The organism is Saliphagus sp. GCM10025334 (assembly GCF_042663485.1).
Taxonomy (GTDB): Archaea; Halobacteriota; Halobacteria; order Halobacteriales; family Natrialbaceae; genus Natronosalvus.
In genome coordinates, this window is record NZ_JBHTAF010000001.1 from 1,141,330 (window position 1) to 1,163,242 (window position 21,913).

The window sequence follows — 21,913 nt, forward strand, 5'->3', positions numbered from 1 at the left end:
GCAAGCTCTAATTCGATTATAGATCGACCAATCGTTGTGAGGAAATTATACTAATCAACTAATCAATATGGTCATCCATATTTGCCAACTGATAACCAGTAGCTAATAGAAATGAAAAAGCAATCCCCATTGTTAGTATGGATGTTGTGAGTCCTGTATTGACCAGATTAAACATTGCTGCAACGATGATAGCTACCGATAGTGTGTTCTCCCCACTAATTAACAGGTCTGAAATATAAAGAAGTATACCCAGAAAGATTGAGATGAATAAGATGCCGAGAAGTCCCATCTGTGCGTACGCATCTCCAAAATATGCAACGTTTGCAAATGAGTCAGTGTATTCACTTCCAACAAGTTCTGGAAGTGGTGTAGCATAGGTATCCTCAAATAAGAAACCAATCTTCGAATTTGAAAACCAGGCTTTATTTCTGCCACTAAAATATTCGTAATAGTAGAATTGGTTCCTCGGTTGGACGAAAAACAGCCTCCCAATTATAATTGATGGGAGTATAATAACACCAGATATGACCCACGTGCCCCATGAAAAAACGACACCAGCTGAGATACCGCGAAGTAATCCCAAAAAGAGTCGTTTTCGTTCCAGCATAAAAACAATAATAACCACTAACAAAACCCCCATTATAAATGATTTATGCGCCATGTGTAAGTATAGCATCAATTGAGCCACAGACGGTAATATGAATAATAATAGGTTGCGCTCTAAAAGAGCTTTACCGATCAAAAAGGGGTTCAAAATATTGGCCTGCCAGAGTGTAAAGTATAGTAAGATCGGATGAGCAAACTCTGTAGTACCACGGACATCGTAAACTGAATACGGATTGAGTGCAGTAAGTGGAGGGGCTCCGTTAGACATGAATAACATTGAATAAACAAATATACTAAAACCCGCAATTGCTGCCCAGAAATATCTTCGCGATAACGGAAATAGTGAAATTCGACTTGTGGGAAGAATTCTCAGCATCAAAATTGTCATGAGAAAGCCAACGGATATAGTGTACAGATATGTCCTTGGCCCCCCATTAAGCGCATAGAAGATTAAGGTAGGGAGAAACAAAAAGACGCATAACATCTTAATTACCGCGGAAGATGGTTTTCGCTCATAGCCATTAAGTATTAATAATAGTGTTACAGATATAAGTGCTATTTCGGTTGTTCGAATAATGCTAAATTTTAGATTATAATCAGCATATCCAAGAATATCTGTAACAAAGAATACATATGCGGAAGAAAGTACGAATATGAATAAAATATAACTACGAGCCTCCAGCTCAAAATGTCTTTTGATCGTTAGTTTCATAATTCTTGTATTATAAAGGTCTTGTTGGTGTTTGCAGTCTCAACTGAATCGTCACAACCTATTGGTGTTTTGGTTGGGCATTGCATAAGGTAAACTGTACGAATAAAAGTATTCTACCATCTTTTCCGCCAGCATTCTCTTTCTCAGAAAGGATCGTTTTCTTCGATCGAGTTGAACGGCCCAGTGATGTTCGCTGAAAATACATCAATAGCAACAACCTCGACGAAACGCATAATTTGAAGTCTGCTCAAACATCTGACCGCCAGAAAACGATTTGATCAGGTGATTTTAACCCATATACTTCGTAATTCTCTAATTGACATCACACCAAAGAATATTGATATAATAGTAAATACGATTGTTCCTAATAGTGGTATTAGGAAAAACACTATTCCAGTATTGCCTATGCGATTAATGGAAACATGTAATACTAGAACCGTTAGGACCCCGGTGGAAAGTATACGGATCGGCTGTGTGCCAGAGATTGGGTCATAGCCCACATACCGAGCGGAAAATACCTGAGTGATCAACAATGAACTATACCCTATAGTCGTCGCGATAGCAGCACCTATGAGTCCAAAAGAAGGGATTAATAAAAGATTCAATAGAATATTTATTCCTGCCGCAATTCCTGTTGCAACAATCAATGGCCTTAGATCACCTTTCGCATGTGTGATGGCGAGTGACGGCCTAACAACGGCAAAGCAGATAGTCCCGGGAAGCAAAATAAGCAATGGGATTACGGCCGCGGAATAGTCATCACCAAAATACAAGGGGATGAACAATTCGGCGAGTGAAGCTAATCCCGCAGCTAATAAGACAGTTAGTAAGAATACGTACCGCGTTATTTCTGTTGATAATTTATTGATTTTTGATGCTGATTCGGATCTCCACAATTCTGAAACAGACTGAATCAGAACCGCCTGTACCGATTGAGGAAATAGCCACAATATCTCGACTACAACGAGCGCTACCTTGTAATACCCAACTAACTCTTCATTTGTGAATGATTGTAATAAAATCACATCAACATGGTAGAATGAATATAGTAGGAAGGAGAAAATCACAGAGTAATTGTTGAAGTGCCATAGCTCACGTTTAGGAAAACTCCTTGGAACAGGTTCAATGAAACTCGTCAATTTGAGATAGTTACGGATAATTAGCATACAGATTAGGAGTGTAAAGAAGATCGACATAATATGGCCAAAAATAACACCGGGTACGCCGTATCCGAGAACTATTAAACTGACTGCTATAATACCAAATGATATTTTCTCTACTACCTGAATCGGCTCCGCATATTTTTCGAGATGTAAGCCCATAAGCGTACTGACCGACAGGGTTTGAAATTGAGTTATTAGTAAAAGGACTATAAGCAAGTAGAAGGGTAAAACGTATGATATCCCAAAGAAGGTTGAAATGACATCTAAAAAGACTAGGATTCCAAGTCCAAAGGCAAACAAACTACCAATTGCGATAGACATTCTCAGATAAGTAGCCCAGACGTAATTTCTCCAATTCGATAAACCTCTTTGGTCTGAGAAGAATTTTTTTGCCCCGCTCCTCACCCCGGAAACCATCAAAATTTTCACCAATATATAGATAGAGAGAATAGTTGCATATTGCCCATAGGCTGACGGTCCTAACAGACGTGTTAGTATTGGGGTGATTAACGCACCAGTAGCAACAAGGAGGATTCTAGAACTAAGTACTGCACCTACAGCGGTTGAAAGTGACCTACTCATAAGAGGAGCTCCATTGTAGATGCGAACCTTTTAACAATTTTTGGAGATTGTTACAATCAATCATACATTTAGGGGGTCTCATAGCACCATCATCTAACAGAGTCAATGCTACGGGTCAGCCTGATTCATTGCTATCATCACCTAAATCATTGACTCTGATTGTTGATCCGTCTTCTACGTGTTTCTTGGATATGTTAACAGTATTGTTACCGACCGAATATTGGCCAGAATATGGAACGGTCACCTCAAATTGACCGCCCTCTTCAACCTGCACCTTACGCACATATGTGAATGATTCCTCGTCGACAGACACGTTTGTACTTACATTTATAGTACCATTCGTCTCACCGGTTCCTTCGATCGTTGCTCCCGGGACCATAGCAAACGCCGCGATGGTCTGATCGTCATCAACGAACAAAAGCCGGTAATGCTCCAACGGTCTACTAGTTTCGCCACCTGTTCCAAGTCCCTCTAATAATTGTACTTGTGTGGTGTTTGCCGGCAAATCATTATCGACCTGGGTGACAACAACGTACCCAGTTCTGGCCTCAAACTGGTAGTAGTGTTTGTCCGGGTCGTTACCAAATCGGAAGTCGTCGAAATACGTTCTTGCGTACGAATAGCTGTCTGACTGACCATTAACGAAGTAGTTATACATCCGATTATCACCCCACTCGCTCAACACGTAGGTCTCGGGGTACACCCTATCAGTATCCGCAGCATGCTTCTCAATCGCCAATACGGCCTCAGATTTCGCGTCTCCATGACTGATCTGTGCGGAGAATCCGGGTACATAGAGCAAACTAAAGCTACAGACGAGTAGCCCGATTCCGAGGACGTATACCGCCTTTTGTGTATCGGGAATCATGATCGTTGGCCCAATACTGCCATCGCCAACCGCAACCGAATTCGGTCGATCATCACTTCTTTGTAATGGGAGCGGTCGCCGCGCAAGATCAATCGCTGATAACAAATAGACAAAGCCAAACCCACTGAATACGGACAATGGGATCATGAGTTGCGCGGCAAATCGAACCTGAATCGCCGCGAGTAATATGAATACAGAGGCATACACTGCCAATAGTAACCACGCCGGCTCGTACCGCCAATAAACCAGCCAAATTGCCCAACTGAGAACGGCAATACCAAGATAAAAGCTAACGCCGATTTGGGTTAGTGGACCGAAAATTACTGCGTACTCAGAGGAAAATAATGAGGAGGCTTCGGTCGCGCCTTCTCGGAAAAATAGCCTGCCAATTCTAGTTTGAGCGGCCATCCAGTCTTCAGGCCAGAATTGACGGAACGTGTAGATACTAATGACTGCAACAAGACCTTCGAAACCAACTAACCTTCTAATGTTTATTTGAAGTATTCTTCCAAAGTCTCCAAGTAGGAATACGCCAATAGCGCCACCGAGAACCATTGCGGGCGTGTATGCAACAAAATTCTCATGCCATCCCCAATGAATGTGCATAAAGATTGAGATCACTCCCCCAACCACAAGTCCGACCAGGATTGGCAGGTTCGCTAGTGTCGGCGAAATTCCCTCTCGAGCATCGATCACTGCCCGCAACCCAATGTACCCAGCCAGTGGCACAAACAGGAGTGGCGAACCCCCCCATAAGTGAACTGATACACCAAACGAAACACCTAGTACGATCGTGACAATCCATGTTATTGGCGACATAAGGTGTCTGCGAACGTCATTCGAGCATTCTCTATCGTTTCTTCGGCGTGTTAGATCAACTGCGAGCCACCCCAGTGTTAACAGCGTCACCCCAAGCCAAAAATACTGGTACAATCGGTGTTCAAGAAAACCAACTTGCGTATACACCACATGTACGGGTGCAACAGCGAGCATCACAACCGAGGCAATCCCTATCCTGGCATCACGGGTTATGACCATCGCCAACGTGTAAACCACAATAGCAAGCGCTACTGTCGCGGTGACAGGTAACCAAGCTGTAATCATATCGGCAGCCCACTTATCCCCTCCTAACAACGTCGCGAACCACCAGTTGAATGCATGAGTTAGTGGCCGCAACGACGTTGCCTCACTCGGCATTTCCATGAATATCCGGAGATCGGTAGGATTTGTTGATTCCCCCAGTAGCTCTCCCATATAGTACCGATAAAAATACGGATCATTTCCTGGTGAGATGACCCGATTGTCGCTAAACACGGCTCGATACTGTGTTAACCTCATGATCACGACTAAGACGAGTGCCGCGGCCAATCCTACAAGCGCCTGCCGATCCCTCCATATCCCCATTTCCAGCGACAAGCCATCAAGTAGCCCTTCTTCTCTACCAATCTCGGCTGTTAGATCATCACCAGAAATCGCTGCACGCACTCCTTCGGCGTAAGCAACCTGATAATCGTTATCGGTTTTCTCGACGATCCCGCGCGATACCAGCTCGCCGAAGGTTCCGGAATCCACCGAGATGTCCTCGAATGTCCATGTCTCGAGCTTCGAGTCCACCTCGAGAACGGCTTCGAGCGCTTCTTCACCACCATCTCGTTCGAGAAATTCCCGGGCGACCTCATACACCTCACGACGATCGGTCGTCATTGAATTTGATAGTGACAGTCGTCGCTCATGGACCTTTCGTTCCCCCACAGCCCCTAACCCTGATTGACGATTCAGCCGATCTTTCTGCATAAGGATCGGTTATGGTGATTGAAACAGGACAGCCAACAGGAGTGCTGTCGTGAACCGGACCATGAATCGATGGCGGAAGTAAACGATCACGGTGTTGTCGAAGCCAACACATATATCAGCTAGAAGTTCACATTAATAGATACACGACTCGAGTCGGGGGACTTGAGGTATAAATGGGGGTTTCAATGGAAATGCTAGACGATACCGGGCGAATTGGAGGGGTAATCAACGTGATCGATGCGCTCGTCATCCTACTGGTGACTGCTGTCATCGTTGCTGGGTTGGCACTGTTTGAGGCGGGAACGCTCGCCATCGCGGTTACACTTGGTCTCGCCGGCCTCGTGGCCTTTGCGTTTGCTTGGACAGAGGATCCGAAAGAGATCGTGTATACGACACTGGATCTGGGAACGCAGCCGCCAGTAGTTGCTCAGCAGGTGATCAACGACGAACTCGACGTTTCAGTCGTCGACGCATACGTCACACCGGCAAATGATGGTGTTAGAACGATCGTTCGCACGCGAGTCGACAGCTGGTCGTATCAAGACGCAGCCCAGTACAAGGGTCAATCGATCGTTCCTGGCGCTGACGTAGGGCTCCAAATAGGTGATCAGGGGATAGGCGCGACCGTCGTCGACGTAAGTGACGATCCTGATCTCAACCGATCAACTCGAAAGCTGTTAGTCACCGCCGAGGTTGCTGCCGATGTTGCCCTCGAGATCGAATCAGGTGACGCGTACATCGTCGCCGGACGCTCTGTTGCCACGGTCAAGCGCGTAAACAGGTATGGGACAACTGACGCCGACCGAGTGGAAGTCGCCGTCGGACTAACAGTCGATGCACTGAACGAAAACGATCGCCACACGTTCGCGGGTAAGTCACTCCGGATTGGTGAGTCCATTCACTTCCGGACCGAGCAATACGCGTTTACGGGAACGATTGCCCGCGTCGATACCCTCGAAGAGCGTGGAGAACCGGTTACGCAAACCGTTCGAGCCGATTGTACGGACGTTCCAATCGGGTGGAGGGAGGCACTAAAGCCGGGGCTCAAAGAAACGTTCGACGGAGAAATGAACGCACGGATTCTTTCGGTCGAGACGCCGGATGATATGACTGCCAACACCAATCTATGTGCTGATGGGGGAAACGACCTGATCCTAGAAGTCGAACTCGCAGCTCGAGCGACCGAGTCCGGACTGCAGTTCAAACGTCGGCCGCTCGAAATCGGGTCAACGATCACCCTCTCGCTCGAGACAATCACTATCAGTCCGACGATCGTCTCTCTTGAGTGAATATACCACTGCGCGCTATTACTCGAAGCGACGGTCGCGGTTTTCAATTTGAGATCCGTATGCTAGTCTCCGTTCACTAGTTCGGCCGTTAGATGCTCGTTTTATTAGCCAGCTTCCTCGATCAACTAGTCAAAATCATCTGGGTCATAACCACGAAAATCGTCCGGAAGATATGTGGAATAAGTTGTTTGGGGGCTAACCTAGGAAGAGACGTCTGGGTGGACGAAATGTGTTTCAGATGGCGTTTAGCTACTGGTAGACGCAGTCAAATGGAAATGACGACGAGAATAGATCCAAGAACAGAAGAAATTCGCCCTCTCAAACGTTGATAATCGCTTTCCGTCTTGCGTTTTCCGGGTTAGCGGTAACCAAGAAAAGAAACGCTACGAAGAGAGCTTCAAATCCATTCTACGAAATTGAATTCTCTGGTTTAGAGCCTTCTCTGGGGGAATCTCACTCACCAACTCGAGTCGAATGGGTGGCCGTCCAGTACACGATTCAAAAGTTCATAATCGGTTCCCTGCTATCGGTTTTGGGGTTCTAAACACCAATAGAATTACCGAAGAGACCGAGACCCCTTTCGAAAAGGAAAACACGCCATATATAGCGTCTCAAACCGATTATGAACGTTTGACGCCTCGAGCCCTGCATCTACTCAGCGAGCATCAATCACGAAACGGACCTCACTCGCCCATCAGTCTCGACACTCACCAAAACATACTCAAACGCTTCCTAATCGCCTCGAGAGACCTCTTACTCGACAATTGGGTCACAAGCCATACGCTCGAGGGAGATCCTTATCGTGCAATCATTCCTAGACTATCTTCATAATCGACCCTCGGAGCAGAGACCAAACCTACTCTTCCGGACGTAGAACCCGATTATGAGTAATTTGAAACTCGAATAGTACGCATTGTTGTAACCTTCAGTAGATTACAAGAGTTGCCTGCTGAATACAGAGGGTCTGGGAGGCGGTCGCACCGATGAGCGACCACACCGTTATCCGAATCGATCCCCTATTGCACGTGATGGCAGATGACAAACAAGGCCGGGACAAACAAGCAGATGACGAAGAGCGACGCCAACGAGAGCGAGAAGTTGAGGAAGCACGTACCCGGGCCGATGAGGCCGAACCGATGCGCAACGACGCTGTTGAGCAGCTTGATGACCTTGATGAAGCACTCGAAACCCATGACTATCCAACCACGACGAATGACTTGATCGAGGCCTACGGCGACTATGAAATCGAAACACAGGATGGGTGGGAATCCCTCGATGAAGTGCTTGGCCCAACCGACAACCAAACGTACGTTTCCGCCGATGACGTTCGAAGCCGGATACTGGGACGCATACGTCGCTAATGAATACGCCCCAATCACCCCGCGCCTCGCCAGTCGGGCATTCCTGGCTCCAGTACGTACCTCCTCTGTTCTGAGCGATCCCCACCTTCGAAACCCGAATTGAATCTCGTACAACATTCTCGCCCTGTACTGAGCGATCCCCGACCCTCGTAGATCGTCTCTCATCTCGTGCGACATTCGCGCTCTGAATTCAGCAGCATCTGAATTGCCTCCTAAATTGCCACCAAGACAGGCGTGCTGCATATAGAGTAGACATGCCTGTGATAACGACCTCCGTGTAATCGTTCCCGAATGTGAGAGCGATCAAGACGGGCTTTCCTCTTCGTGCCATCGCTGCATGTGCTCGGCGTGGGTATCGAGGTACGCACCGGCTTTGAAATGCGCGTCGTAGTAGTCCGTGTCAATATGATGTGCCTGGACGCAACCGGGCAGCACCATCGTCGGCACCGTCCCCGGGAACTTCCCGTGTTTGTCGTAGACGTACTGGGCGATCTCGCCGAGACACTCGACCGTTTCGTCGTCGTATGGCTCGATCGAGCGCTTCACCGCCTCGCTGTCCTCCCACGGACCAGACGTCGCCGGGTCGTAGGTGCCGCCCGGGCCGAACTTCCGGTCGACGAGTTCGTCGACCGCCGCGTGCATGTCCGGGTAATACGGTGGACAGAGGCCCTCGTAACGGTCGTCGAGGCCCACTGGGTTCGGTACGGTCCAGCCCTCATCGTCGACGAACCGGAACCCGAGCCCGTCGAGATCGTCACGCATCGGGGCACCGAACAGGCTCAGTTCGTTAATTCCCGCGAAATACAATCCGCCCAACCCCATCGCCTGCATCGTGAGCACCATGTTGTGTGCCATGAACGCAAGTTCGGCACAGTTCTGTTCCAGGGTGGCGCGTTCGAGGAAGGACAGCGGGAACGCCTTATCGGAGTCTAACAACCCCGATTCGATGTACGGCCCGAGGTCGCCGGCCGGTTCACCGATCTCGTCATCCATGATTACGTAGCCGTTCTCGACGAAAAGACAGAGGAGCGCCAGCATCTCTTCGCTGGCATCGCCAACAGGCATGAACAGCGTTGACCCCGGCGTGTTGGTCCACCAGTGGTTCGGTTCGAGGATGTGGCCGGACTCGGCGGGGATGTCCACCCGCTCGTCGTCGAGTTTCTCAGTGTGCGCTCTGGCCACTGCCATAATGCGTTCGGCGTCGTCTTCGAGGTCCATTGCCTCGCGGAGTCGGCTCGGTTCGACGCTCCGGGTGTTCGTCAGGTACGTGCCGTCATCGTCGGTATAGAACAAGACCGGTGTGCCGATCCCGGCCGCTGTCGGTGCCGTTCGACCGGTCAACCGGACCGAGAAGTCGGTGTGCTCGTCCGGCCGATGCGGACCGAACGGAATCCCGTAGTGCCACCCGCTCACCCCGATCCCGGCAGCGACGAGGACCGATTGCTCGAGGTCGGATAATGGAAGCGGGTCAGCATCCGATTCGAACGCCAGCGGCCCCGAGGGGATCGACAGGCCACGACCGAACCGGCGGGACCGTCGCCCGAAAATGGCCTCAAGCAGTGGATACTCGAACAGTTCGGGAAGGGATTGTGTGGTGTCAGGCATGACGACTCCTCAATGGGTTACCAGACATCGATTGTAGTGAGAGCACTTGCAGGTCTGGCGATGTTCTGTCTGCCATGGGTTAGTTGACCTCCGTTCTACTATGGGAACCAGTCACATAACGCCACCCAGTGAAACATCTGCAGGGGTTGAACAGGATGCACGATTTGACTAGGGAAACGGTGTGTTAGGAATCAGTCCGCTACTGAACGAAATGGGCCTACTATCCAGCAGTTGCTGAACGTCCTGCTCAGGTTCTGTCAGAAGGCGCGTGCTGAATACTGAGGATGAGTGCAGCAACGTAGTATCTGCAAGCGGTGTCGCTCTCGGCAAATTCGTCATCGGTTGTCTGCGACAATCGGATGAGACGAGAGCGATTCGTCTCCCTCCGTCGTCACCTACGAGATGAATTCCTTGATAATCCGACCTTCAGCTCGATGGAGGACACCACTAGCCGCCGATTGATTGACCCCCAACGTCTCTGCAAGTTCGACGAGCGTACAGCCGCGAGGACTGTCGTAATAGCCCCGTTCAACCGCTTCAGTGATGACCTCCCGCTGGCGCTCGGTCAGAAGCCCGGTCGAGTCGTATGATTGGGTTACCGACAGTATCTCGTACGAAATGTGAGCCGCTGCTAGCTCGGTAGTTAACTTCGACAACTGCTCCTGTGAAGCAGTTTGTACACCGGATGCCCATCCGTCTCGGATGATGAGCGGAAATCGCGGAAGGATCTCCATCGAACGTCTCGCCTCATACGTTGACGGCATCGGAAACACCAACTGGATCAGCACCATCCCGTCGTCGGAATGGAGCACTTCGTACGTGCGCACCTCCGGCGCGTCGTCGAACCGGCGAACGATGGCGTCCCCATCCGATGTCGTTACTTCGATCAGCTCGAGCACGCCATCGTCTACGGGCTGGCTCGTCAGAATCTTGAACTCGGCGTCCGAGAAGTCGGTCGAGACACCAGCCAGCCAGTTGTCGTCGTCTGCCCCGATCTCGACCTTCAGGTGTACACGGACCATACCACTGGAGTTGGCTGGCGAGTGGCTTAACAGACTGCATAGTGACTTAAAAAGGTGAATATATTCACGGAGAAATCCGTCGTCTCAACACGCGTAGCAAACCCGTGCCTCTCGTCGGAAAGAGGGACGGAACGTTATGACTGAACACTCGTACGAATCGCGTGAGAATAGTAGACTATGAGCACAATTGAAACGGCTATCCCCCTCGTACAAGGGTTGCTCGGACTCATCATGCTGGCTGCGGGCATTGCGAAGCTAATCGGTATTGACCTCGTGGTAGCGGATTTTGACCGATACGGCTATCCAAACTGGTTCCGATTCGTTACTGGTGGCATCGAGGCTGTTGGGGGTCTCGGCTTGCTCGTCGGGCTCGTGTTCGCGCCGATTCTCGCTGTTCTCGGCGGTCTGTTAATCGTCGCCACGATGGCCGGAGCCATCCTGACACATCTCTTCCGGGTTGACGATCCGTTCTGGAGATTCGTCGGGCCAGCGATCTATCTCACCGTCGGCCTCCTCGTGACGAGATTTCACCTGCCGTCGTTCTAGCCATCGAAGTACGAGCAACAGTAGTTGCCCCGGTTACGGTAGGAACGGGAGTCGTAGGCACGATTCAGGCAGGATGGTCGTCCTCGATAACTAGGCGGGCGTAGATCTCGGTGATTTCATTATGGCTTCGGATGCAAGATACGCGCTCTGTATTCAGCAGATACTACACGAGCTACCGAGTCGTTGTCAAGAGAAGCATGCAAGATACAGAGGATGGGTTCAGCAGGAGAGCAATCCGTCGTACGTTCGGCATTCACTCCCCAGCAGAACTACCGAACCGACGAAATCGCTAGCTCGAAAGCCACCTGGCCCCAATTGTGTACCGATTGGATAGAGGAGGCCGCGGAGGTCAATTCCGGGAGCGCGGCTCGACGGGTCAGAGGTCGGTCGTGCCGGCCTGCCCACGAACTGGGCGGTACGCTCGGTAGAATGTCGACCAAACGCAACAGCTGCCCCCTCACGTCGACATCCTGCAGTACTATAGCAGGCGAGTTCGAACTGACCCAGTATGGATTACTACGAGGTCATCCACCGCCGTCGGATGGTCCGGAACTTCCGCGACGAGTCCATCGATGACGAGACGGTCGAACGGATCGTCAGCGCCGGTCTGCAGGGTCCCTCGGCCGGATTCAGTCAGGGCTTCACCTTCCTCGCGCTGGAGTCACCCGAGGACCGCGAGCGTTTCTGGGCCACCAACGAACACAACGCCCAGCCCGAACACGTCCGTCGGGCACCGCTGGTGGTCGTACCGTTCGCCTGCAAGGACGCCTATCTCGACCGGTACGCCGAGCCAGACAAGGGATGGACCGACCGAGAGGAATCGCGCTGGCCGGTGCCGTACTGGTATATCGACACGGGGATGGCCACACTGAATATCCTCCACGCCGCCGTCGCCGAGGAACTCGGCGCGCTGTTTTTCGGCATCCCCGACGAGGACTGGCCAGCGCTGCGGGACGCCTTCGACGTGCCTGAGGCATATGACCCCATCGGCGCGATCGTTGTCGGCCATCCTATGGATGAGCAAATCGAGAGTTCGGCCGATACTCGCCAACGGAAGAACGTCGAGGAACTCGTCCACGGTGGCGACTGGGACAGTCCGTTCCGTTGAGGACCTCTATCCACGAAAATCGGCTCTTGTCAGCATGGCGTTGAGGTGGTGACTGGGAACGAAGGTTGCGATGTGGGCGACCCACTACCAGTTTCTGTAAGATCTGCGCCCTGTATCTTGTAGAGACTCGATGACCTCCCGAGTTGCTGTCAGAAGGAGCGTGCGAGATATAGAGGATAGATCTATCGCGCTGTACCTTCTCGAACTCCCGATTCACTTGGCGAAAAATACTGAAAGGTAGATCGCGTTACTCTCCAGGCGGTTCGAAGACACCGATCTGTTGCAAGAAGCCCAGCATGTCGTTTTGGGCCCACGTCTCGACGATCTGGCCGTCTTCGATCCGGTGGATGTGGTTTCCCTCTACCACGGCCTCCTTCCCCGTCCCTTCGACCCCCATAAACTCGCCTTCGTGGGTGCCGGTGGCCCGATCTCGTCGGACCACCATATCGCCTTCGGCGATCAGGTCTTCGACCCCGCAGTGGATGTCCGGAACCGCGGTTCGAAGCATCGAGACGTATTCTTTGACCGCATCCGGGCCGTGAAGGGGCTCGGGTCTTGCAGAATTATGTTCGACGTAATTGTCTGCAATTATCTCGTCGATGAGGTCCAGATTTCCCTTGCTAATGACCTCTTCCGGGTATTTACGGACGATTTCCTTGTTTTCCGCTTCCAATGTTGCCATAGTGTCCTCCTCCGTAGCGTCCGCACGACAGTTCTCGCTCCCAACCGCCTTCGATACGAACGCTGTTCGAGAACTACCCCTTGATACGTGTTAACTCTTTACAAGGGTGGTAGACCAAGGGGGATGAGGTGGGAATCACGTTTTGCTGAATACGCGCTCTGTATTCAGGACAGCTGATTAAGCAGATCACTGGCGGGGGGTTTCAACAGAGCCGATTAGTACTGTTCTCGAAGCCAGTCTGCAGGGTAGACAGCGGTCATCCCTGGGGTGTCGAGGCGGAACTGCTGGGGCGGCATCGTCTTGGCGTAGGTCTTCTCCTTGGGAGGGGTGCTGGAGGATCGATGGGCGCAGAAAACTCAGTCGAGAACTTCCATCGCCATCTTGTTTAACTCGCTGATCTTTTCTCGTGCTGTTTCCGGTAATTCTTCTTGTGGCTCAGCTAGCCCCGGCTCACTCTCGGTATCAGGATTTCCGACGACGACGCCACCGAGCATCCCCATCGACTCGTGCGGGATGCAATAGTAGTCGTAGACGCCTTCTACTTCGAACGTCTGCTCGAAAGTGGTACCGCTCTCGCTGAGCGAGCCACTATCCCACGATTCCGCGCCATCTGGGATCCGATCTGGTTTGTCATTGGCAGCGTGGTACGCAGTCGTCGTGTGAGTTCCGCTTTCGAGCGTCCACGTAACGGTTCCACCGGCGTTGACCCACACGAGGTGAGGATCGAAATGGTGTTCGGAACCATCGGAATACATCTCCACGGTAACGCTGTCGGACGGTTCTGTGGAGAGTTCGTCATGGCCATGGGATTCATCATGGCCGTCGTCTTCATCGTGTTCTTCGCCATCACCGTGAGTGTGGGATTCCTCGTTGGATTCATCAATATCGTCAGGTGGGCCTTCCTGTGTGGCTGAATTGTCTGTGCATCCCGCGGTAGCTACAACTGTTGTTGCGACCACGGTCGCCTTCAGGAACCGTCGGCGTTGCGTACATCGAGTATTGTGTTTCATGCGTTCAAATCACGTGTTTTCCTGCTTTCCGGAAACTCCACGCGTATCGTGCTGGTATTGTCTCCGTCGTTGCAATTGGGAGGTCATCTGGTTCTCCTCGAGTTGGCGTCTGCACTAGAGCGCAACGAACAGGTCGGTGACGTACATCACACCGAGGCCGGCGAGGAACGCCAGCAAGTTCGTCGCACTCCCAACGCGTCCACCTTGCGTGCGGATCATTCCGGCAATCTCCCAATTGACCTGGAGGATCGCCCCAACGCCAATGGCGAGGAAGAACGCCCCGAGCGTGGGCGAGTAGGCAAGGCCGCCGATCCAGCCGCCGAGGATGACCGGCGCCCCCGCAATCAGTCCGAGTGCGGCAAAGTGATACCAGCTAGGACGCTCGCCACGAGCAACGGGTGCGACGACTGCTGGCCCCTCGGTCACGTTGTGCAACATGAAGCCGATCACGAGGAATGCGCCAAGCGAAACGCGGCCAAGCGCGAATGAACTCCCGATAGCGAGCCCTTCGGCCAGATTGTGCAGCCCGATGCCGAGTGCGACGAGGTAGGCGACCCACAGCCCACTACTGGCGCGTGCGTCGCCTGCGGCTGCACGCCCTTCGCGCCAGGCGCTGACCGACTGGACGAGCAGAAGCGCCCCGAGGATGCCGAGGACCACGAGAGCAGTCCCCTCGTACGCCCCGGGGATCTCCTCGGCGAGTTCGAACGCTTCGAACCCCGCATCGATCGCGAGGAAGGCAAGTACCCCCGCAGCGAACGTGAGCACGGCGTGTAGCCAGCGATTGCTCATCGCCCGAATAAACGGGAACCATAGCATCCCGAGTGCAACCGGGATAACGCCAACGAACACCCCAATGAGCGCGAGCGACCAGAGGACGTCGGTGGTGAGCCCCGGCGTTTCACTCGGTGCGACGATCGTGTGGCCAAACGTCGTCCCGTCAGAGGCGACGAGCGCGGTGTGGATATCCCAGCCGGGTTGCCAGTGGTACGGCACGACGACCTGCGCGCTCTCCATCGGGGCGAGTGTCTGGTCACCGCCAGCGCCCTCAACCTCGAAGTTCCAATACGCGTCGTTGATGAGAACCTGCGAGATCGTAACTGCGTCAGGTCCATTGTTGGTTACGTGTAGAACAATGGTGTCCTCGCTCGGCAGCGTCGTGTGCGTAATCGTCAGATCCGGAAGCGGCTCACCGCTCTGAACACCCGCAAGAGGGGAGGTGAGGACGAACGCGCCGATAACGAGAGCCAACAAGACGAGCGGCAACACGGCGACGACCCAGGACGGGAGTCCAAAGGGTCGTACTGATCGTTCGTCGGTCGCCACCCCACCATCGGTCGATGTAGACGAAATCTTGTCGGTCATCTACACCACCTCGAAGAAGCTCATCCAGCCGAGTTCAGCGAACTCGGACTGGTGGGCGTGGAACATGTATAGCCCCGGCTCGTGATCGGAGTAGTCGATTTCGAGGATTCCACGCTGGGCCTGACACTGCATGATCGTATCCACGTTCTTGAGCGTCGGTTGGAGTGTCGTGCCGTGATCATAGTAGTCGAAGAACTGCGAATGCGTGTGGAACGAGTTGATGGGATCGAACTCGATGACGTTCGAGAGGTACACTCGCTGGAGCTGGTTCCGGTCGATCTGAATCGGGTGCTTGGTTTCCCCAGCCTCCCAGTTGCCGTTCCCGTCAGTACTGCCAACGCCATAAGCGAACGCCTGCGTGTTGGCGGCGTAGACCTCGTTGTCGCCGTCGAAGTTCGTGTCGAATCCGTTCATCATCATCACCATCTCGTTGACGTCGTCGTTCTCAGCGTACTCGTGATTGCGAGAACGGGCGATTTCGACGAGTTCGTCTCGGTACTCATCGGTAATCGGTCCGTGGTAGTTCACGTAATCGCGTGGATTCTCACGGACGCGGTCAGGGTCTGGATCGACGATGATCGTCCCGTAGAGGCCGCGGTGGATGTGTTCCTTGAGCGGCATTGCGTGGCAGTGGTAGAAATGCATCCCCGTTGGCTGGGCGATCCATTCATAGGTGAACGATTCACCCGGTGCGATTGCCCCAGGACCGTTCTGGGGCACACCGTCCATCGTCGGATCGAGATTTCGAAGGTGCGGGTGGATCGTATGGGCGTGGCGACTTCCATTGGTGAACTTCACCCGGATGAGATCGCCTTCAACGACTCGAAGCGTAGGCCCAGGAACCTGCCCGTTGAACGCCCACGCGTCGAACTCGATCCCGGGCGCAATGGTAATCGGGACATCGACAGCCGTGAGTTCGAACTCTCGTACAGTTCGTCCGTCCTCCTCGTAGGCCTCTTGTTGAACGTTCTCTTGGCCGTTTCGTCCCGTATTGAACGCCGTGAGGTATTCGTGTGGATCGAAGTCCGTGTCCTCGAATTCGCCGACGACGCCATGTCCGCCGTGCCCATCGTGATCGTCGTGCCCTCCACTGATCGCTCTGCTTCGACCGACGCCGAACGCAGCGCTGCCAGCGACCCCAATACCGCCGAGGACGGAGCGCCGCGTGGCGGTTACATCTGACTGGAGTCGCTCGACCAGCCGTCGTTCGAGCGTTCGCGTTACCTCTTCGGCTGTCCCGTAGTCTACAGTGGGCATTCGCCCCTCCACTTACCCAATCGTGGTTCAGTCATTGCTAGATGCTTGCACCCACCCACCCATAGTTTTGACTGTTCTAAACTTAGTCTTCGTCTAATCTAATAAGGGGGGAACGCCTCGCTCTGTTTATTCATCTACAGGACGGACACGAATTGAGCGGGCTACCTCTTTTGGGACTGAAACGGACTCTGTGTGATTATTCAATTGGAGCGTAATCATACCGAACGGGGCGATTTCGATGATTGTAGCCTTGATTCCGGGTTTGATCCCTATTTTAGACAAATACGAAAGCGTCTCTTTGTCTTGATCGCTCACCCGCGTAACCAGTACTCGATCGCCTACTGCGTGTTCTACGAGCCTGCGTGACTGATCGATATCCGGGACCGAAAGCTCCGGGCCGGGTATCGGATCGCCGTGTGGGTCCGTCGTTGGTTCGTCGAGAAGCTCGGTGAGTCGCTCGGCAAACCGATCGCTGATGTGGTGTTCGAGTCGATCTGCTTCCTCGTGAACCTCGCTCCAATCGTATTCGAGATGGTCAGCAAGATACCGTTCTAAGAGCCGATGGTGACGAATGACTTCGAGTGCGATTGGTTCACCGGTTTTCGTCAGTTGTACGCCGTGGTACGGTTCGTGTTCGACGAGACCATGATCAGCCAATTTCTTGATCATGCTCGTCGCAGTTGGCGGTTTTACACCGATGTATGCCGCTAAATCGGAGGTAGAGACTGCGCCTTCCGTTTCCGACTGAAGAATATAGATTGCCTTGAGATAGTCCTCCATGCTGTCGCTCAAGATCATCGTCGAAATTAGGTGGAGCTAAATTATAAATTATTTCCCTCAAAATACGCCGTTCTGGGCTCCTTCTTTCGCTAAATGCTGCCGGCAAAACGGTCTGTGTGAACTACCCCACCCTACTCGCTCCCTGCGTTGCCCCTTGAGGAAGGGAACTCAACGCCAATCGCCAGTTAATACTGCTCCCGAAGCCAGTCTGCAGGGTAGACAGCGGTCATCCCTGGAGTGTCGATGCGGAACTGCTGAGGCGGCGTCGTCTTGGCGTAGGTCTTCTCGACGCGAGGCTCGCCTTCGATCGGATCATTGAGCGCAGAAAGTACCTTGTGACCATCGGCCTGTTTCATAACCACCCAGATAGCCTCGTCGGGCTCGCACGAAGCCATCTTATCGAAGTCTTCGGGAACCGCCCGGTGGTAGTCATGATTGATCCGTTCGACTTCGGCAGTGACGACAATCTCGCCATCGGCGTTGACACCCGCGAGGTCAAGTCGATGTTGGTCGTCGAGGTCGTAGTATGGAATCACCTCCGTGACATTCGAGTCAGCGCTCTGGGCGTACGCCGCCTCGAGATACTGGCGAGTCACCTCGATGCCGAAGACGTGCTGGCTGGACTCTTCGAGGTCGCCAGCCCCGTGGCCATAGTCGACGCCGCGTCGATAGCTCTCCCCGATGGCAGACCGGCCGTCCGACGAAACCGTATAGAGCCGGTGTGGATGATCGGTATCGTGACGAAGGACGTCTGCCTCGAGCAGTGGCGTAATGTCGTCGTTGTCGATGCCGACGTACTCCTGGAGCCTGAGCATCGAATCAGAGAGGATGTCGTACTCGAGGGGATCGTATCGCAGCTGCTGGGCGTTGTAGACCGCCTGTAAGAACAACAGTTGTCGATCACTCCACTCTGAGGCTTCGCGCTCGGCTGGCGTGAGTTTGAGATTGATTTCACAGACCGGGATATCGTCGGCGTCGACGTCCTCGAGGGAGTGACAGCACTCGATCGCTCGCTTCATCCCATCGATCGTTGGGTCGTAGCGATTCTCACACTCGCCACAACAGAGTGCGTCGATCGCTTCGTCGTAGACGACACAGTCAGGAAATCGCTTTGTATGGGGGAGAAACGAGTCTACGCGGAGCGACGATTCACTGTGCGCTGGTTCGTCTCCCTCAGAATCGTCTGATGAGTCAGTGTGAACGGCCTGGGTTGGTTCTGATTCGTGGCCGAGTCCCGAGCGTCTCCAGGTCTCGAGAGTGATAGACTCGAAGGCCGCGTCGAAGGCTCGTTTTTGCTCGCCCGTAAGTGGCTCATCGCTCGCTGGATGGCCGCGTGGTGGAGTTAACGAACGGCCGAGAAACGGCCGTGCCGGCGGGGATCCGAATTCGGCAGCAGGGCGGATAAGCCACTCCCCGTGACGAATCGCAGCGAGGCGTCGTGCTACCTTGCGGGGTGGGACGTCATCAGTCGCCAGCGTCTTCGCGAGGTCGTCTTCGATGCTGACGTTGCCGACGACGAGGGTACCGATCTCGTTGAGCGCCTCTTCGTACGTCTGGTTCGAGGGATCGGGCGAGTCGAGCTGACTCGGAAACTGGACGCCCAGCATGATCGAGAGGCCGAAGGACCGACCCTGGGAGAGCAGCGTATCCACCAACTGGGTGGCCGCGACGTCTTTCGCTTCCTCAAGATACAGGTTGACCTGCGGTGGGTTCGGTGGTGTATCCGGAGCTTCAGCGCGGGCTTTCAACGCACTCCACATATTCGAGAGCAAGACGAGCGTGAGCGCTCGCTTGACTCGCTCTTCCATGCCACCGAAGTCGAAGATGACGACGCTGTCTTCGTCGATAACATCGATAAAATCGAAGTGTGGGTTCCGAGTCTGATCGGATTCACGTTCTGGTTCAATCTGTGTTGCATCGTCAAAACGTAATTCGCGACCAGAGTCCTGGGCTGAGTCTCCGTGGTCAGCATCCGGAGACTCGACGTAAACGTAATCGAACAGCGGCGCCAGTCGATCGTCCGTGGCAATCGTTTCGACTCGAGCAACGGCACCACCGAGGACCATATTGAAGACGTCGCGATCGCGCTCGAGCAATCCCGCGAAGTACTCCGTGAGTCGTTCGTCTGAGGTCGGCGGTGGTGATCGGTCACTCAGCGTTCGCTGAAGCGCCCTGTACAGATCTTTGTGTGAGATTGCATCCGAACCATGGATGGGGTCGTACAACGCACGCAGGTGATTACGGATGGCTTTGGTCGACTCGGTAGCGCCGTAGTACTGCTCTTCGCCCATGAGTCCCGCGAGAATCTCCTCGTAGTGGCCCGCGATCCGTGATCGGGCTTCCTCTCGAGAGAGACCCGCGTCCAGAAGTGGGCCGATATCGAACAGCGAGAGCGCAGGGAGCATCTTCGTGAGATCGAAGTACTGGACGGTATCGGCATCGAGGCCACCAGCGGCCGCGTAGTGCGTTTGGAGATACTCTTCGGCCGTGCCCCCGCCTTTGTAGTCAAACAGGATCTCCGGGCCAGCTGTGGCCGTCGTGTTGGACAGCATGGCCCCTGCCGTGAGGACCGATTTCCCGGAGCCAGTATCTCCGGCGATGAACAGATGGCGGTCCTGTAGGTCGGGCGGGAGGACGAACCGGTCACCAGCTGGCTGTCGATCATCGGTCAACGGACGGCACAGCGCCTGTCCAGTCCCCGTGTAACGAGCGAGTTGCTGTGGGGCCGGGAGTGGGAGTCCAGTTCGCTCTGCATGTCGTGCCTCGAGGGCTCGCTGACCCCGTGCAGTGAGGCCACCACCATCCAGCAGGCAGAACACGGGCAGTTCCGTCGCGGAAACGACGATTCCAGAGCTCTCGTGTGACTTCCACGGGAAACGGTTCCCGAGCTCGTCGTACGTTGACTCGAGGCAGGCTCTGTCCATGAGCGTCTCGTACAGGTGCGTGCCAGGCGGGGTGAGACCCGTATGAAAATCTTCGTCGGTGACGACGTGGCCTGCAATCTCGTGGAAATCCCCGCTAAGATGGGACAGCGCTCCTGCAAGGTTGTGCGCGACCTTGGTCACCGTCTCCGGGTCGTCCTTGGAGAGCACAACCGCTCGGACGGATGCCTGAAAAGCGTGTCTGTGATCACGACGTTCGAGTGCCTCGAGGCGGTCTCGATAGGCCGGTGTGATCTCCCGCTCTGTGCGCTCTTTTGACGCCGGTCGCGGAAAGAGAAACTCCGAGAGTCGATCACCACTCGTGACGACCTCACTCTCGAGTTCGAATCGATACTCGTCTGCGAGCGGTTGGAGAGAGCCTGCCGGTCGGCAGACCACCTGGTAGATGACCGGGACGTCACTCTCACAGAGCGTTTCGACGAGCGTAGCAAGCGGAACGCGAGGTGAGTCAGTGGATTGAGACTCCTGTCTGGACCGGGTTGAGGATCGAGTGTCAGGCTCGTCGAACGACTTGAACGGCATGAGCCAATCGCGGCGTAACTGGGCCCGGCCGCGATACTCGACACCGGCGACGAACGGTTCCGACGTGGTGACTCGTTCATCAGACTCTGTGTCCAACTCGAGGTTGGGAACGTTCAGTACCACCTCGAGATCGCGTGGATGCCATTCGACTCGCGTGAGTTCGTACGAGTTCGGAACGACCGTCCGACAGATACCTTCGAGATCATCGAGGAAATCGTCGTCCGTCGTCCCGATCAGATACCGAATACTCGTATCTGCGTGCCCATCTGAGACGAGAAGCATCTCGACGACTGGCGTGTTAGAACGGCCACGTAACGTGTTCAACACGCCTGTTGCCGTCCGGCCCTCGAGTCGCCTGTAGAGTAACTCCATCGCCTGGGCAACTGCACCGTACTCCAGCGAGTCCGTCGACGGCCGAATCTCGAGATACGTTCGCGAACGTGGCGCCTCCAGGAGCGAACTATCTGTCGTCTCGTTCTCTTTTGACGTCGTTGACGGACCATCATCGCTGTCAACGGCTGTCTCGAGGTCGCCCTGTAGGGCGGTTTCTGAACCCGTATTCGTTTCTTCGCCCATCGAGATCGACTCTGCAGGCGGCGTAGTGTGTTTTCCAGTCGCCATTGCTAGCTACGGAGTCGCCATCAAACGCGGCGTCGTCACTGAGGAGATAGCGATAGAGCGGCCGTGTTCGAGTAACTC

Annotated in this window: 15 protein-coding genes; 4 read left to right on the forward strand and 11 right to left on the reverse strand. The window is 53.7% G+C overall.

What is annotated here, in order from left to right:
* Positions 1-58 precede the first annotated feature (58 nt).
* The 3 genes from ACFQO4_RS05330 to ACFQO4_RS05340 form a co-directional block, all read right to left on the reverse strand.
* The gene (locus ACFQO4_RS05330; protein WP_500259916.1) at positions 59-874 is read right to left on the reverse strand and encodes a hypothetical protein; all 816 of its coding nucleotides are present in this window, start codon (positions 872-874) and stop codon (positions 59-61) included.
* A 722-nt stretch (positions 875-1,596) separates the two neighbouring features.
* Positions 1,597-3,063: an oligosaccharide flippase family protein gene (locus tag ACFQO4_RS05335; RefSeq protein WP_500259917.1), complete on the reverse strand. Its 1,467-nt coding sequence runs from the start codon at positions 3,061-3,063 to the stop codon at positions 1,597-1,599.
* 115 nt (positions 3,064-3,178) lie between these two features.
* On the reverse strand, positions 3,179-5,635 hold the full coding sequence (locus ACFQO4_RS05340; RefSeq protein WP_500259918.1) for an MFS transporter: 2,457 nt from the start codon (positions 5,633-5,635) through the stop codon (positions 3,179-3,181).
* A gap of 275 nt (positions 5,636-5,910) precedes the next feature.
* Between ACFQO4_RS05340 and ACFQO4_RS05345 the strand changes: the two genes are divergently transcribed.
* Positions 5,911-7,014, forward strand: coding sequence for a hypothetical protein (locus tag ACFQO4_RS05345; RefSeq protein ID WP_500259919.1), 1,104 nt, complete (start codon positions 5,911-5,913; stop codon positions 7,012-7,014).
* 1,028 nt (positions 7,015-8,042) lie between these two features.
* Entirely contained in the window at positions 8,043-8,375 is a 333-nt protein-coding gene (locus tag ACFQO4_RS05350) for a DUF5789 family protein (RefSeq protein WP_500260463.1), read from the forward strand.
* Between the two features lie 303 nt (positions 8,376-8,678).
* On the opposite strand, the gene ACFQO4_RS05355 is transcribed toward ACFQO4_RS05350, so the two are convergent.
* Together ACFQO4_RS05355 and ACFQO4_RS05360 are read right to left on the reverse strand one after the other, a co-directional pair.
* The gene (locus tag ACFQO4_RS05355) at positions 8,679-9,980 is read right to left on the reverse strand and encodes a hypothetical protein (RefSeq protein ID WP_500259920.1); all 1,302 of its coding nucleotides are present in this window, start codon (positions 9,978-9,980) and stop codon (positions 8,679-8,681) included.
* A 395-nt stretch (positions 9,981-10,375) separates the two neighbouring features.
* Entirely contained in the window at positions 10,376-11,002 is a 627-nt protein-coding gene (locus ACFQO4_RS05360; protein WP_500259921.1) for a helix-turn-helix domain-containing protein, read from the reverse strand.
* Between the two features lie 177 nt (positions 11,003-11,179).
* Here ACFQO4_RS05360 and ACFQO4_RS05365 point away from each other — a divergent pair, with 177 nt between their 5' ends.
* Both ACFQO4_RS05365 and ACFQO4_RS05370 read left to right on the forward strand, forming a co-directional pair.
* A complete protein-coding gene (locus tag ACFQO4_RS05365) occupies positions 11,180-11,548 on the forward strand; it encodes a DoxX family protein (RefSeq protein WP_500259922.1) in 369 nt (122 codons plus the stop codon).
* 508 nt (positions 11,549-12,056) lie between these two features.
* Positions 12,057-12,656, forward strand: coding sequence for a nitroreductase family protein (locus tag ACFQO4_RS05370; RefSeq protein ID WP_497902671.1), 600 nt, complete (start codon positions 12,057-12,059; stop codon positions 12,654-12,656).
* 247 nt (positions 12,657-12,903) lie between these two features.
* On the opposite strand, the gene ACFQO4_RS05375 is transcribed toward ACFQO4_RS05370, so the two are convergent.
* From ACFQO4_RS05375 to ACFQO4_RS05400, 6 genes are all read right to left on the reverse strand, one after another.
* Complete coding sequence (locus ACFQO4_RS05375) at positions 12,904-13,338, reverse strand: ester cyclase (RefSeq protein WP_500259923.1); 435 nt, start codon at positions 13,336-13,338, stop codon at positions 12,904-12,906.
* 356 nt (positions 13,339-13,694) lie between these two features.
* On the reverse strand, positions 13,695-14,348 hold the full coding sequence (locus ACFQO4_RS05380) for a plastocyanin/azurin family copper-binding protein (RefSeq protein WP_500259924.1): 654 nt from the start codon (positions 14,346-14,348) through the stop codon (positions 13,695-13,697).
* Between the two features lie 114 nt (positions 14,349-14,462).
* On the reverse strand, positions 14,463-15,713 hold the full coding sequence (locus tag ACFQO4_RS05385) for a ZIP family metal transporter (RefSeq protein ID WP_500259925.1): 1,251 nt from the start codon (positions 15,711-15,713) through the stop codon (positions 14,463-14,465).
* Positions 15,714-16,970, reverse strand: coding sequence for a multicopper oxidase domain-containing protein (locus tag ACFQO4_RS05390; RefSeq protein WP_500259926.1), 1,257 nt, complete (start codon positions 16,968-16,970; stop codon positions 15,714-15,716). It lies immediately after the preceding gene.
* A gap of 126 nt (positions 16,971-17,096) precedes the next feature.
* Positions 17,097-17,765 carry a metal-dependent transcriptional regulator gene (locus ACFQO4_RS05395; protein WP_500260464.1) on the reverse strand — a complete coding sequence of 223 codons (669 nt, stop codon included), beginning with the start codon at positions 17,763-17,765 and terminating at the stop codon, positions 17,097-17,099.
* A 170-nt stretch (positions 17,766-17,935) separates the two neighbouring features.
* A complete protein-coding gene (locus ACFQO4_RS05400; protein WP_500259927.1) occupies positions 17,936-21,790 on the reverse strand; it encodes an ATP-binding protein in 3,855 nt (1,284 codons plus the stop codon).
* Positions 21,791-21,913 lie beyond the last annotated feature (123 nt).

Excerpts from the sequence above, each read along its gene's own strand:
- ACFQO4_RS05355 (WP_500259920.1), bottom strand. The coding sequence starts at position 9,980 with ATGCCTGACACCACACAATCCCTTCCCGAACTGTTCGAGTATCCACTG.
- ACFQO4_RS05385 (WP_500259925.1), bottom strand. The coding sequence starts at position 15,713 with ATGACCGACAAGATTTCGTCTACATCGACCGATGGTGGGGTGGCGACC.
- ACFQO4_RS05330 (WP_500259916.1), bottom strand. The coding sequence starts at position 874 with ATGTCTAACGGAGCCCCTCCACTTACTGCACTCAATCCGTATTCAGTT.
- ACFQO4_RS05335 (WP_500259917.1), bottom strand. The coding sequence starts at position 3,063 with ATGAGTAGGTCACTTTCAACCGCTGTAGGTGCAGTACTTAGTTCTAGA.
- ACFQO4_RS05365 (WP_500259922.1), top strand. The coding sequence starts at position 11,180 with ATGAGCACAATTGAAACGGCTATCCCCCTCGTACAAGGGTTGCTCGGA.
- ACFQO4_RS05370 (WP_497902671.1), top strand. The coding sequence starts at position 12,057 with ATGGATTACTACGAGGTCATCCACCGCCGTCGGATGGTCCGGAACTTC.
- ACFQO4_RS05400 (WP_500259927.1), bottom strand. The coding sequence starts at position 21,790 with ATGGGCGAAGAAACGAATACGGGTTCAGAAACCGCCCTACAGGGCGAC.
- ACFQO4_RS05340 (WP_500259918.1), bottom strand. The coding sequence starts at position 5,635 with ATGACGACCGATCGTCGTGAGGTGTATGAGGTCGCCCGGGAATTTCTC.
- ACFQO4_RS05350 (WP_500260463.1), top strand. The coding sequence starts at position 8,043 with ATGGCAGATGACAAACAAGGCCGGGACAAACAAGCAGATGACGAAGAG.
- ACFQO4_RS05390 (WP_500259926.1), bottom strand. The coding sequence starts at position 16,970 with ATGCCCACTGTAGACTACGGGACAGCCGAAGAGGTAACGCGAACGCTC.
- ACFQO4_RS05380 (WP_500259924.1), bottom strand. The coding sequence starts at position 14,348 with ATGAAACACAATACTCGATGTACGCAACGCCGACGGTTCCTGAAGGCG.
- ACFQO4_RS05360 (WP_500259921.1), bottom strand. The coding sequence starts at position 11,002 with ATGGTCCGTGTACACCTGAAGGTCGAGATCGGGGCAGACGACGACAAC.
- ACFQO4_RS05375 (WP_500259923.1), bottom strand. The coding sequence starts at position 13,338 with ATGGCAACATTGGAAGCGGAAAACAAGGAAATCGTCCGTAAATACCCG.
- ACFQO4_RS05345 (WP_500259919.1), top strand. The coding sequence starts at position 5,911 with ATGGAAATGCTAGACGATACCGGGCGAATTGGAGGGGTAATCAACGTG.